The organism is Eggerthella sp. AM16-19, assembly GCF_003474385.1.
In the GTDB taxonomy this organism is placed as follows: Bacteria; Actinomycetota; Coriobacteriia; order Coriobacteriales; family Eggerthellaceae; genus Senegalimassilia.
This window is the reverse complement of sequence record NZ_QUCY01000031.1, coordinates 13,947-27,746: the sequence shown is the minus strand read 5'-3', so window position 1 is coordinate 27,746 and position 13,800 is coordinate 13,947. Positions and strand designations below refer to the sequence as shown.

The 13,800-nt window shown below is 63.4% G+C and carries 6 protein-coding genes; 1 reads left to right on the top strand and 5 read right to left on the bottom strand.

What is annotated here, in order from left to right; translation table 11 throughout:
- Positions 1–436: 436 nt before the first annotated feature.
- Positions 437–1,354, bottom strand: a complete 918-nt coding sequence (locus DW178_RS10115; RefSeq protein ID WP_303858529.1) for a serine O-acetyltransferase — start codon at positions 1,352–1,354, stop codon at positions 437–439.
- A 622-nt stretch (positions 1,355–1,976) separates the two neighbouring features.
- Between DW178_RS10115 and DW178_RS10110 the strand changes: the two genes are divergently transcribed.
- Positions 1,977–3,440 (top strand): glucosaminidase domain-containing protein, encoded by a 1,464-nt coding sequence (locus DW178_RS10110; RefSeq protein ID WP_118351150.1) that lies wholly within the window; start codon positions 1,977–1,979, stop codon positions 3,438–3,440.
- 243 nt (positions 3,441–3,683) lie between these two features.
- On the opposite strand, the gene glmM is transcribed toward DW178_RS10110, so the two are convergent.
- The 4 genes from glmM to rpoB all read right to left on the bottom strand — a co-directional run bounded on the left by glmM (position 3,684) and on the right by rpoB (position 13,566).
- Complete coding sequence (gene glmM, locus DW178_RS10105) at positions 3,684–5,018, bottom strand: phosphoglucosamine mutase (RefSeq protein ID WP_118351148.1); 1,335 nt, start codon at positions 5,016–5,018, stop codon at positions 3,684–3,686.
- Position 5,019: 1 nt separating this feature from the next.
- On the bottom strand, positions 5,020–5,499 hold the full coding sequence (locus DW178_RS10100) for a phosphoribosyl-ATP pyrophosphatase (RefSeq protein WP_118351145.1): 480 nt from the start codon (positions 5,497–5,499) through the stop codon (positions 5,020–5,022).
- Positions 5,500–5,598: 99 nt separating this feature from the next.
- Positions 5,599–10,011 carry a DNA-directed RNA polymerase subunit beta' gene (locus DW178_RS10095; RefSeq protein WP_118351142.1) on the bottom strand — a complete coding sequence of 1,471 codons (4,413 nt, stop codon included), beginning with the start codon at positions 10,009–10,011 and terminating at the stop codon, positions 5,599–5,601.
- Positions 10,012–13,566, bottom strand: a complete 3,555-nt coding sequence (gene rpoB / locus DW178_RS10090) for a DNA-directed RNA polymerase subunit beta (RefSeq protein ID WP_118351139.1) — start codon at positions 13,564–13,566, stop codon at positions 10,012–10,014.
- Between the last annotated feature and the right edge of the window lie 234 nt (positions 13,567–13,800).

The following is a 13,800-nucleotide window of genomic DNA, read 5'->3' as shown; positions in this document are numbered from 1 at the left end:
TAACTGCTTTCTATTTGCCCTGTCCAAGAACTGGGGTGCAGTTCACACGCGGGGCTTCTTTTTGCCTGCAGGGGCTGTACGTGAGCGGTTGCGAGTGCTAGCTTGACGGCTTGGCCGCCTGTATGGCCGAATAGGGTGATACGTCTGCGCTTGGTGGGGATGTTGCTTGGTAGTCGCTCAATAGCAATCGGTGTTTTTCCTGCTCACAGGCTTGATTGTAAATCGACCACCGGCGTCTGCCCCATTCGAATGCAGACGTATCGATGCTTTGACAGGATGGATGGCGAGAAAAGTGGATCGGAGCACAAACAAACGAAAAGGCCGACCCCGCGGATCGCGGAATCGGCCCTGATAGCACTGCTTTTTTCGCCGTCCAGCCCTTAGGCTCGGACGATCGCGGGAGCATCGAACGCGCAACGGCGCCTTCGTTCGCCGCTTAGATCTCCCAGCACTTGGCGTGATCTTTGTTAGGCGTGCGCACGTTCACTTCCTGGTTCTTCAGGGAAACGCGGCTGCCCGCGGGCACGCTGGAGATGACGAACGCACTGCCGGCGATGATCGAACCCTCGCCGATAACGGTCTCGCCGCCCAGCACGCTGGCGTTGCTGTAGATGGTGACGTCGTCCTCGATGGTGGGATGGCGTTTCACGCCGGACAGCGCCTGGCCGGCACGCGTGGACAGAGCGCCCAGCGTAACGCCCTGGTAGACCTTCACGTGGTCGCCGATCGTGGTGGTCTCGCCGATGACGACGCCAGTTGCATGGTCGATGAAGAAGTACTCGCCGATCGTCGCGCCGGAGTTGATGTCGACGCCCGTGCGGCCGTGAGCGTACTCGGACATGATGCGCGGGATGAGCGGCACGTCCTGCACGTACAGCTCGTGCGCGATGCGGTACACGAAGATGGCGAAGAAGCCCGGATAGCTGAAGATGATCTCTTCCTTGCTCTGGGCGGCCGGGTCGCCGTCGAAGGCTGCCTGCACGTCGGTCAGCAGGATGCGCTGGATTTCAGGCAGACGGCTGAAGAACGTGGCGCAGATTTGATCGACGCGCGCGTCCAGCTCCTCCGTTGCCAGGCCGCCGCGGAACAGCAGCGCCTCGCGCAGCTCGCGGCGCAGCGAATCCTCGATGCGGATGAGCGTTTCGCCGATGAAGTACTCGGGGTTGATGCCCGTGGGCGTTTCGTCGCCGAAGTAACGCGGGAACATGACGCGGCGCAGGTCCTTCACGATGTTCACGATGGCAAGCTTGTTCGGGAAATGCTTGTTCGGGTCGGTGAAGAAGATCTCCTCGCGCTCGCTGTAGTTTTTCGCGATACCTGCAACGATGTCGTTCAATTGATCCTTGTCCAGCATGATGCCTCGCTCTCTCGTCTGTGAGCGCCGATATGTCTTGCTCATCATATCACGGTTGTCTCTAGACATAGTAGGCATTTCGGTTACGGATCGATGCGATGCGGCAGAGACCACGCCGTTCGCGCTCCGGCTGATGTGTCGCCTCCGTGGAACGGTTCAGGCGGCGCGGGCGCACCGGCTCGGGCGGCGGCGCCCATAACGGTTCAGGCGACGAAAGACCTGACATATTCGCCTTTAGGGGAATCCTCTGCTTTCTCGGCGTCGGGCTGCTCGGCGGCGGGCCAGCGTCTGCCTGGTCAGCTGCCCGCTCGGCGTCAGCCGACTTGACGTCAGCCTGCTCAGCATCGGGCCGCTCGGCGGCCGACTCGGTAGTGGTCGGTGCGGTGACTGGCAGCCCCCTTCCTCATGTAACCCGCGCCTGAGCGTGCTAAGCAACGATTTCGCGGGTTTTGCCCTGTTCAGCGGCGGAAAACATGAAGGAATCGCGACGATTGGCAAACGGTTGGCGCCCTGACATTGCAAACAGCCGACGTGATGATTATTGTGGGGAACGCTAAAGGGAGGGACTATAAGTTATACTAGGCTTACTAGGTCGAACAAGGAGAAACGGTACGATAGCGTAATGAAGCAGGGCACCATTTTCACGAACGCCGCGCTTGCCGCGGTGCTGGCAACATCCATGGCAACGGCCCCCGCCTTGGCGGGGCCCGCGCATACTCCGGGCGCCACCTCGGCAGGCATTGCGTACGCGGCGCAGGCAATGCCCATCGAAAGCGTCGCCAACACCGGCGACTGGACCGCAACCGACGCGGAGAACAAAGCCATCCTCGACAAGGCCGAAGCCGCCAAACTCGTCGGCCTGAAGCCGCTGAAGGCGTATCTTTCCGGCGAAACCGTAGCTGCAGCGGATTTCCTCACCATCGACGTCGACGCGCTTGCAACCATAGACGCCGACCTGGCGAAACTAGTCAAGCAGACGCAGAAGGCCATCGCCGATTCCAACGCAAGCTCCGAGCCTGAGGCAAAACCCGAGACCAAGCCCGAGCCCGCCACGCCCGCGCAGCCCGCCGAAACCCCGACCGCGCCCGCCGGGTCCAGCACCCCGTCCGAAAGCGCCGGCAAAGGCGCCGCCGCGGAGAAGCCCGCCGAGGACGTGGAGGACGCCCCCGAGGACATGGTTCAGGAAAGCGCTACTCTTGACGAGGACGAGCTGGTCTACGTCTCGCGCAACCTGACCACCGAGCAGTTCATCAGCCAGATCGGCGAGCAGGCCCGCGAGCTGTGCCAGGAAAACGACCTATATGCCTCGGTCATGATCGCGCAGGCCGTAGTGGAGTCGGCATCCGGCTCCTCGGGGCTTTCATGCGAACCCTACAACAACCTGTTCGGCATCAAAGGCGCCTACGAGGGCAAAAGCGTGCGCATGAAAACGCAGGAGGACGACGGCAAGGGCAATCTGGAGACCATCGTCGCCGAGTTCCGCCGCTACCCCAGCCTAACGGAATCGCTCAAGGACTACGTCGGCCTGCTCACCGGCGATTCGCTGTACGACCCGGTAAAGAAGTCGAACACGAGCACCTACGAGGATGCGTGCGACTACCTGCAGGGGCACTACGCCACCAGCACCACGTACTCGCGCACGCTGAAGGCTTATATCGACACGTATGATTTGACCCAGTTCGATGTCCCCAGCGACCAGGCAAAGGCAGAGGCCGCAACGCTTGACTCCGTGCTCAAGCCCACCGCCTCGCAGGCATCGTTCAAAACCGGCTTAGATGATTTCGGCATCACCGTGCCCGAGGCCGGCCTTCCCAAACGACAGACGAACCCCGTGGTAGCGGGGCTGCTGGCCGCCATTGTCGCAGCAGGCGCAGGCGCACTGGGCTTCTGGCTGTACTGGCGCCGCAAGGTCGAAGGCGAGAACGCCGCCCACGCCGCAACAGGCGCGCACGCATCGGGCAATGAACCCGCCAGCCAAACCGACACCGCAGCATGGTCGGTCGACCAGGCAATCGAGGATTGGCATCCCGCCCAGGCCGCAAACCTATCCGAAAGCACCACCGAGCCGTTGAAGCCGATCGAATAGAATCGCCCTCAACGGCCATCTGACGAAAGGCGTCGCGTCTACTCGCGCAACCGTACCCCTTATCGATTCCCAAAAGCCAAGAAGCCGGTTGCCGGTTTACACCGGTAACCGGCTTCTTTTGCGCCCCCCTTCGCGGAAAGCTATGCCGTCTTGGGAAGTCTTGGGCATAAGAAAGGGGATGCATTGAAATCGCTTCCGATGCATCCCCCCCCCCCCCCCCCCCCCGTTGCTCGTTACGCTTGCTTAAATCTCGCGCTCGACGACTTCGGCGATGGCCTTCGCGTGCTGCTCGGCAGCCTGCTGGTCCATGGCCTCCACCATCACACGCACGACCGGCTCGGTGCCGCTCGGGCGCAGCAGGACGCGACCGTCCTCGCCGAGCTCCGCTTCTGCGGCAGCCACGGCATCGGCGATAGCCTGGTTGCCATCAGCCGCGTGCTTGTCCTTCACGCGAACATTGATGAGCGTTTGCGGGAAGCGGGTCATGGCTTTCGCCGCTTCGCCAGCGGACTTGCCGGCGCGCTTGCAAGCAGCCAGGAACTGCAGCGCCGTGACCAGGCCGTCGCCCGTGGAGTTGTGCTCCAGGAAGATGGTATGGCCGGACTGCTCGCCGCCGATGACGTAACCGCCCTCGCGCATGGCCTCGAGCACGTAGCGGTCGCCAACCTTCGTTTGGATGAGGTTGATGCCCGCATCGCGCAGCGCGTGCGTCAGGCCAAGGTTTGCCATGACGGTGGACACAGCGGTGTCGCCGGCCAGCAAGCCGCGCTGCTTCAGGTCGATAGCGCACACGGCCTCCACCATGTCGCCGTCGATCTCGTTGCCCTCGGAGTCCATGAGCATGACGCGGTCGGCGTCGCCATCGTGCGCGATGCCCACATCGGCGCCGCACTCGGCGACCAGGGCGCGCAGAGGCTCCAGGTGCGTGGAACCGCACTGGACGTTGATGTCCGTGCCGCAGTAATCGTCGTTGATGACGGTGACGTCAGCACCCAGACGGCGCAGCGCCTCGGCGCTGGTCATGCAGGATGCGCCGTGACCCGTATCAAGCGCCACCTTCAGGCCCTTGAAGTCGATGCCCTGCTTCTCCACGCTCTGCACCGCGTGCTGAATGTACAGCTCGCAGGCATCCTCGACAGGTACCGCCACGCCCACCTCGTCGCCATTGGGCAGCTCGTCGGCTGCGGCGGCGCCGCGCGCCATGAAGGCCTCGATCTCGTCCTCGACGGAGTCGGGCAGCTTGAAGCCCTGGCCGTCGAAGATCTTGATGCCGTTGTACTCCGGCGGATTGTGCGAGGCGGAGATGACGATGCCGCCATCGCAATGCAGCTCGCGGGTGAGCAGGGCGATCGCCGGCGTGGGGATGATGCCCGCCAGCAGCGCCGTGCCGCCCATGGACATGATACCGGCGGCAACGGCCGACTCCAGCATGTCACCCGACAGACGCGTATCCTTGCCGATCAGGATAGTGCGGCCCTTGAAGGCCACAGCAGCCTGACCCAGATGGAAGGCCATCTGGCACGTAAGCTCCTTGTTCGCAACGCCGCGAACCCCATCAGTACCGAAAAGACGTGCCATATTACTTGCCCCTTTTCACGTGTTCCTCGTACAAACGGATGGCGCCTTGCGGGCGCTCCTCGTCGGTCATGCGGTTGTTCAGCTCGGCAGCGAACTCGTCGATACCGATGCCGTAGCGCTCAAGCACGACGAGAAGATGATACATCACGTCAGCGGCCTCATAGCGCAGATGGTCGCAGGCCGCGTCGGCCTTGGCGGCGAACGCATCGGCCATGCCCGCGTGCGAACCCTCGTGGCCGGCAAGACCCGCCAGCATCGTCTTCGCCGCTTCCACGTCCTTGGCGGCCAAAGCCACCTCGTTGGACTCCTCGACCACCTTCTTCAGCGGCGAGTCGGCATTGCCCGTGAGCAGGCGGAACGTGTAGCTGCCCTCCCCCGCGTCGCGGCGAGCGTGGATGGTCCCCGCCAGCGCCTCGAGCGTGGCGCCGATCTGCGATGCGGGAGCCTGCTCCCCCTCGGGGATGTAAGTTTTATCGCTCATGAAAAGCCTTTCAAACGTTCGCGGGCGCGGGCGTTGTCGCCGTTCAGCCCCACCGTAATGAAAAAGGGGCGCGCCGATGCGCGCCCCTTTCAGCTGGCGTTATTCCTCGCCGTTAGCCTGAGCCTCGTTGGACTCTTCCTCGTCCTTGCGGCTGGTCAGGCCGAAGCCCAACGCGCCGTTGCCCAGAAGCTCGTCGAGCTCCTCGAGGTTGCGGTGGTAGCTGCGCGGAGGCAGAGCCTCGCCCAGCATGTCCTCGCCCTCGGTGTTGAAGGTGGCCGGCTCGTCGCCGCCGATGAGGATGGTGTCATCCGGGCTGAACACCATGTCGAGCAGCTGGCTCATGTCATCGGAGGATGCGCTCAGGTCGTCCTCGATCACATGCAGCAGGTTGTGCTGCTCGAGGCCTTCCTTGAGCTCCTCGATGGCCTTTGCGCCGATGCCCTCGATGCGCAGCAGGTCGTCCTCGGTGTGGCCCACCAGGTCGGCCACGGTCTCGATGCCAGCCTCGCTGAACTTGTTCGCCCAGCGCTGCGACACGCCCAGATCGTCGTAGATGTACAAGCGCGCGTCCTCGTCGGACAGCTGCGGACCGCGATGACCCAAGGACAGGCCGCTGTAGTAGCTGCCGTAGTTGCCGCCCATGTTGAGATAACCCTCGCCGTCCAGCGACCAATCCTGGGGCTGAGGCAGCAGGTCCTCGATCTTGCGCAAGTCGTCCGGAGCGTAATCAGGCAGCATGTCGCCCTCGACCGGAGCGGTGGGCTTGCCCTTGTAGGTCAGGCCGACGTCGCGGTAGCGCTTCAGGCCCGTGCCAGCCGGGATCGGCTTGCCGATGATGACGTTCTCCTTCAGACCCACCAGGTGGTCGACCTTGCCCTCGATGGCGGCGTCGGTGAGCACCTTCGTGGTCTCCTGGAACGATGCGGCGGACAGGAACGAATCGGTGGCCAAGGAGGCCTTCGTGATGCCCAGCAACAGCGGCTGACCCACCGGCGGGTTCTTACCCTCGGCAATGAGCTCGTTGGCAACGTTCTCGAACTCGAAGCGGTTGACCTGGCGGCCCGGCAGGAAGTCGGAGTCGCCGGCGTCGAGCACGGCCACCTTGCGCAGCATCTGGCGCGCGATGACCTCGATGTGCTTGTCGTTGATGTCAACGCCCTGGGACACGTACACGTCCTGAACCTGGGCCACGATGTAGCGCAGCGTGGTGTTCGGGTCGGTCAAGCGCAGCAGGTCGTGCGGGTTCACGGAACCCTTGGTCAGCTGCTGGCCGATGCGGACCTGGCAGCCGTCCTCCACGCCCGGGAGCATGGTGGCGCGAGCCGACACCACATACTCGCGGAAGTTGCCTTCCTGGTCGTGGATGGTCAGCGTCTTCGTGTTCTTGTCGGAGCTGATCTGCAGGGTGCCGGAGATCTCCGCCAGCACTGCCTGGCCCTTAGGCTTGCGGGCCTCGAACAGCTCCTGGACGCGCGGCAGGCCGTGCGTGATGTCCTCGCCTGCGACGCCGCCGGCGTGGAACGTACGCATGGTCAGCTGCGTGCCGGGCTCGCCGATGGACTGTGCGGCGATGATGCCGACGGCGGTACCGATGTTGACCGGACGGCCCGTGGCAAGGTCCCAACCGTAGCACTTCTGGCACACGCCATGCTCAGCATGGCAGGTCATGACCGTGCGGATGGTGACTTCCTTGACGCCCGCGGCTTCCATTGCGGCAAGCTGATCGATGGAGGTGATGTAGTTGTCGCCCTCCATGATCACGGAGCCGTCGGTGCCCTTGACGTCCTCGAGCAGGCAGCGGCCGATGAGGTTCTCGTCCAGCTCGCCCTTTTCGTTGTGCAGCGGGTACGGAACGCCAACGTTCGTACCGCAGTCGATTTCATGCACGATGACGTCCTGCGCGACGTCGACCAGACGACGGGTCAGATAACCAGAGTCGGCGGTACGCAGAGCGGTGTCGGCCATACCCTTACGGGTGCCGTGCGTGGAGACGAAGTACTCCAACACCGACAGGCCCTCGCGGAAGTTCGACTTAACCGGAATGTCGATGGTGCCGCCCTTGGTGTCTGCCATCAGGCCGCGCATGCCGGCCAGCTGACGGATCTGCTTGATGTTACCTCGAGCGCCGGAGTCGGCCATCATGAAGATGGGGTTGAAGCTGTCGAAGTTGGCGGCCATGGCCTCGCCGACCTCTTCGTTGGCATCCGTCCAGATGTCGACGACCTGCTTGTGACGCTCCTCGGGGCTCATGAGGCCCATCTCGTAGTCCTCGTCGATGGCTGCGACCTTGTCGTCGGCGGCAGCCAGGATGTCGGCCTTCGTCGGCGGCACGGTGGCGTCGTAGACGGACACGGTGATGCCGGCGCGGGTTGCGTAGTGGTAACCCGTGGCCTTCAAGCCGTCCAGGATCTCCGGCACGTCGGCCAGGGGGTAGCGGTTCGTGACGTCCTCGACCAGACGACCAATCTCCTTCTTGTTCATCTGGTAGTTCAAGAAGGGATAGTCCTCCGGGAAGGAGTCGTTGAAGATGATGCGGCCGATGGTGGTGTGGATGCGCTGACCGGCCTTCATGTCCTCGAACTTGCCGAACGCGTTGGCCACGCGGGTGTCCTTGCTCAGGCGCACCTCGATCTTGGCCTGCAGGTCCACGTCGGCGCGAGCATCATAGGCGTTGCGGGCATCGGCGAAGTCGATGAACGCGCGGCCCTCGCCCGGGAAGCCGTCGCGGGCTGCCGTCAGGTAGTAGGAGCCGATGATCATGTCCTGGGTGGGCACGGTCAGCGGGCGGCCATGAGCCGGGGATTTGATGTTGTTCGCGGACAGCATGAGCACGCGAGCCTCGGCCTGGGCCTCGGCGCCGAGCGGCACATGCACGGCCATCTGGTCGCCGTCGAAGTCGGCGTTGAATGCGGTGCAGGCCAGCGGATGCAGCTTGATGGCCTTGCCCTCGACGAGAACCGGCTCGAAGGCCTGGATGCCCAGACGGTGCAGGGTTGGTGCACGATTGAGCAGGACCGGATGGTCCACGATGACCTCTTCCAGCACGTCCCACACGTAGCTGGCGCAACGATCGACGGCGCGCTTGGCGGCCTTGATGTTGGCAGCGTACTCAAGCTCGACCAGGCGCTTCATGACGAAGGGCTTGAACAGCTCCAGGGCCATCTGCTGAGGCAGGCCGCACTGGTGCAGCTTCAGCGACGGGCCGACGACGATTACCGAACGGCCGGAGTAGTCGACGCGCTTGCCGAGCAGGTTCTGACGGAAGCGGCCCTGCTTGCCCTTGAGCATGTCGGACAGCGACTTCAGCGGACGGTTGCCCGGGCCCGTGACGGGACGGCCGCGACGGCCGTTGTCGAACAGGCTATCCACAGCCTCCTGCAGCATGCGCTTCTCGTTGTTCACGATGATCTCGGGGGCACCGAGGTCGAGCAGGCGCTTCAGGCGGTTATTGCGGTTGATGACGCGACGATACAGATCGTTCAGGTCGGACGTGGCGAAGCGGCCGCCGTCGAGCTGCACCATGGGGCGCAGGTCGGGCGGGATGACCGGAACGACGTCCAAGATCATATCGGACGGCTTGTTGGTGGACTTCAGGAACGCGTCGACCACCTTCAGACGCTTGATGGCCTTGGCGCGCTTCTGGCCCTTGCCGTTGGCGATGACGTCGCGCAGCTCCTCGGCCGTGGCCTCGAGGTCCATGGCGTCCAGCAGGTCGCGCACAGACTCGGCGCCCATGCCACCGGTGAAGTAGTCACGGTAGTTGGCGCGCATCTCGCGGTACAGGGACTCGTCGGGAACCAGCTGCTTCGGCTCGATCTTCATGAACAGGTCGAAGGCGTCCTGACGCAGGGCCTTGCGCTCGTTGAACTCCTCATAGATGTCGGCGATCTCCTCTTCCACCTCTTCAGGCGTGAGGCGCTCGTCCTCGTCGATGTCGTCGACGAAGTCGTCGTCCTCGGGGACGTAGTCCACCGACAGCTTGCGGGTCTGCTCGATCAGGCGATCGCGCTCGACGTCCAGCTCTTCCAGATCGGCGGCCAGCTCATCGCGCAGGTCCTCGACGTCCTCATCGCGAGCCTCCTTGTCAACGGAGGTGATGATGGAGCTTGCGAAGTACAGTACCTTCTCCAGCTCCTTCGGCGGGATGTCGAGAAGGTAGCCCAGACGGGACGGGGAGCCCTTGAAGTACCAGATGTGGCTGACGGGGGCCGCCAGCTCGATGTGGCCCATGCGCTCGCGGCGAACCTTGCTGCGCGTCACCTCGACGCCGCAGCGCTCGCACACGATGCCCTTGAAGCGCACGCGCTTGTACTTGCCGCAAGCGCACTCCCAGTCCTTGGTGGGACCGAAGATCTTCTCGCAGAACAGGCCGTCCTTCTCCGGCTTGAGCGTGCGGTAGTTGATGGTCTCGGGCTTCTTCACCTCGCCACGCGACCAGCTGCGGATATCCTCGGCGGAAGCCAGGGAGATACGCAGGGCGTCGAAATTGTTAACGTCGAATTCCGTCGTCATTTATCGCTCGTCCTCCTTGCCGATCAGGTCGTTGTCGTCTTCTTCTTGCTTGGTATCAGCCATCAGCTCGCCCAGCTCTGCGGCGATGTCGTCGAGAGCGCCGGCTTCCTCGGCCTCGGTCTTGCGCGCATCGTCGACGATGGCGTTGTACAGGGCCGTATCGGCGTTGTCGCGCTTCACGTCATCCAGATCGGGGTCATGGGTGACGTCGATGGTCTGATGGTCGTGTCCCTCGAGCTCGACGTTGAGGCACAGCGACTTCATTTCCTTCACCAGAACCTTGAAGGACTCGGGCACCTCGGGAGCCGGCGTGTTCTCGCCCTTGACGATGGCCTCGTAGGACTTCACGCGGCCCGACGTGTCGTCGGACTTCACGGTCAGGATCTCCTGCAGCACGTTGGACGCGCCATACGCGTACAGGGCCCACACCTCCATCTCGCCGAAGCGCTGGCCGCCGAACTGCGCCTTGCCGCCCAGGGGCTGCTGCGTGATCAGGCTGTAAGGGCCGGTCGAGCGGGCATGGATCTTGTCGTCGACCATGTGACCCAGCTTCAGGATGTAGGTCTGGCCGACGGTGATGGGCTCACGGAACTTCTCGCCCGTGCGGCCGTCGTAGAGCCATGCCTTGCCGGTACGGGACAGCTGCGGGACGAACTCGTCGCGCGCCAGGTCGCCGTACTTCTTGTGGTTCCAGTTGATGAGGTTGCGATTAGCGGCGTCGATGGCGTCGGAGATCTCCTCCTCGGTGGCGCCGTCGAATACCGGGGTTGCCACGAACTGCGGGCCCTCGACGGGCTCATCGGAGTTCGGGTCGTCGCTCCAGCCCCACTTCGCGGCCCAGCCCAGATGGTTCTCAAGCAGCTGGCCGACGTTCATACGGGACGGAACGCCCAGGGGGTTCAGCATGACGTCGATGGGCGTGCCATCGGCCAGGTACGGCATGTCCTCGACCGGCAGCACGCGGGAGATGACGCCCTTGTTGCCGTGACGGCCGGAGAGCTTGTCGCCCTGCTGGACCTTACGCTTCTGGGCCACGTAGATGCGGACGAGCTCGTTGACGCCCGGCGCCAGCTCGTCGCCGGCGGCGCGGCTGAAGCGGTGGATGTCGATGACGCGGCCGCCGGAGCCGTGCGGCACCTTCAGGGAGGTGTCGCGGACCTCGCGAGCCTTCTCGCCGAAGATGGCGCGCAGCAGGCGCTCCTCGGCGGTCAGCTCGGTCTCGCCCTTCGGGGTGACCTTGCCCACCAGGACATCGCCCGGGAACACCTCGGCGCCCACGCGGATGATGCCGTCGGCGTCCAGGTCGCCGATCATGTCGTCGGAGATGTTCGGGATCTCGCGGGTGATCTCCTCCGGGCCCAGTTTCGTGTCACGGGCGTCAAGCTCGTACTCGCTGATGTGGATGGAGGTCAGCAGGTCCTCGGACACCACGCGCTCGGACACGATGATGGCGTCCTCGTAGTTGTAGCCTTCCCAGGGCATGTACGCGACCATGAGATTCTGACCCAGCGCCAGCTCGCCGCCGTCGCAGGACGGGCCGTCTGCCAGCACGTCGCCAGCCGCCACCTCGTCGCCCTTGCGGACGATGGGGCGATGGTTCATGCAGCCGGACTGGTTGGAGCGCTGGAACTTCGGAACCAGGTACTCATCGTACTCGCCGTCGTTGTTGAGCACGATGACGGTCTGGCCGTCGACGTAGTCGACCACGCCGGGGTTCTGCGCGATGAGGATCTCACCGGAGTCGACCGCGATGCGGTGCTCCATGCCGGTGCCTACGAGCGGGGCGTGCGGCTTGAGCAGCGGCACGGCCTGACGCTGCATGTTCGAGCCCATGAGAGCGCGGTTTGCGTCGTCGTGCTCGAGGAACGGGATGAGCGACGTTGCGACCGACGTCATCTGACGCGGGGAAACGTCCATGTAGTCGACCTGCTCGGGCAGCACCTCGCCAGGCTCGCCGAACACGCCGTCGGCGTCCTTGGTACGGCAGAGCACGCGAGAGGCCTTGACGAAGTTGCCGTTCTCATCGACGGTACCGAACTCGCGCGTTTCCAGGTTGAACTTCTCGTTGGCCTGGGCGATCGTGTGGTTCTCTTCCTCGTCGGCCGTCAGGTAGTCGATGTCGTCGGTCACTTTGCCGTCGACGACGCGACGATACGGGGTCTCGATGAAGCCGTAAGGGTTGATGCGGCCAAAGGTTGCCAGTGAGCCGATAAGGCCGATGTTCGGGCCTTCAGGCGTCTCGATGGGGCACATGCGGCCGTAATGGGAGTTGTGGACGTCGCGGACCTCGAAGCCTGCGCGCTCGCGGGACAGGCCGCCCGGGCCCAGTGCGGACAGACGGCGCTTGTGCGTGATGCCTGCGGCAAGGTTGGCCTGGTCCATGAACTGGGACAGCTGGGAGGAGCCGAAGAACTCCTTGATGGCCGCCACGATCGGGCGGATGTTCACGAGCGACTGCGGGGTGATCTCGTCGGGCTCCTGCATGCTCATGCGCTCACGCACCACGCGCTCCATGCGAGACAGGCCGATGCGGAACTGGTTCTGGATCAGCTCGCCGACCGTGCGGATGCGGCGGTTGCCGAAGTGGTCGATGTCGTCGACCTTGACGCCCTCGGCACCGGCATGCAGGCCGATGATGTACTGCATGGTCTTGGTGATGTCTTCCTCGGTCAGCGTGGAGCAGGTAGCCTCCTCCTGATCGAAGCCGAGCTTCTTATTGATCTTGTAACGGCCCACTTTCGCCAGGTCGTAGCGCTGCGGGTTGAAGAACAGGCCCTCGAGCAGCATACGGGCGGAGTCGATGGTGGGCGGCTCGCCGGGACGGAAGCGCTTGTACAGCTCGATGAGCGACTCCTCCTTGGTGGTGGCGGGGTCGCGGTCGAGGGTGCGCAGGACCATCTCGTCGCTGCCGAGCAGGTCGATGATCTCCTCGCGGGTCTCGGCCAGGCCGAGGGCGCGGACGAGCAGCGTAGCGGGCTGCTTACGCTTGCGGTCGATGCGCACGGACAGGATGTCGCGCTTGTCGGTCTCGAACTCCAGCCATGCACCGCGGCTGGGGATGACCTTTGCGTTATACAGCGTTTTGTCGGATGCCTTGTCTCGCTCGGAGCCGAAGTACACGCCCGGGGAACGCACGAGCTGGGACACCACGACGCGCTCGGTGCCGTTGATGATGAAGGTGCCGCGGTTGGTCATGAGCGGGAAGTCGCCCATGAACACCTCCTGCTCCTTGATCTCGCCCGTCTCACGGTTGATGTAACGGATCTCGACGTACAGGGGCGCCTGATAGCTGACGTCCTTTTCCTTGCACTCGTCGACGGTGTACTTCGGGTCGCCGAAGCGATGGTCGCCGAACTCGACGCACATGTCCTTCGTATTGTTCTCGATCGGAGCGATGTCCTGGAACGCCTGGTCGAGACCCTCGCTCATGAACCATTTGAAACTATCCGTTTGAATGGCGATGAGGTTGGGCACGTCCATGACGTCAGGAATCTTCGCAAACGAGCGGCGATTGCGATAAAGTACTGTCTGACCAGCATTTTTGTCTTGGGCCACGAGGCTTTTCCTCCTTCAGGTGCATCCGCAAAACTGCGAAAAAGTTGCAATTTGCTAGAATACGGCGAAATGTCAAGCCCGTCAAGGATTTTTTTCACGAGCTGTGGAAATTTGTTGGTTTTCGCCGTTTCACCTGGGGAAACGCAGATATGACTTTTCTCGTGCGGAAGGCATTCTAGCACGTCGGACGGCGCGGCGCCAGCAGGGCGCGGAAAAGCCTTATATGGTATCCGC

Excerpts from the sequence above, each read along its gene's own strand:
- DW178_RS10115 (WP_303858529.1), bottom strand. The coding sequence starts at position 1,354 with ATGCTGGACAAGGATCAATTGAACGACATCGTTGCAGGTATCGCGAAA.
- DW178_RS10110 (WP_118351150.1), top strand. The coding sequence starts at position 1,977 with ATGAAGCAGGGCACCATTTTCACGAACGCCGCGCTTGCCGCGGTGCTG.
- glmM (WP_118351148.1), bottom strand. The coding sequence starts at position 5,018 with ATGGCACGTCTTTTCGGTACTGATGGGGTTCGCGGCGTTGCGAACAAG.
- DW178_RS10100 (WP_118351145.1), bottom strand. The coding sequence starts at position 5,499 with ATGAGCGATAAAACTTACATCCCCGAGGGGGAGCAGGCTCCCGCATCG.
- DW178_RS10095 (WP_118351142.1), bottom strand. The coding sequence starts at position 10,011 with ATGACGACGGAATTCGACGTTAACAATTTCGACGCCCTGCGTATCTCC.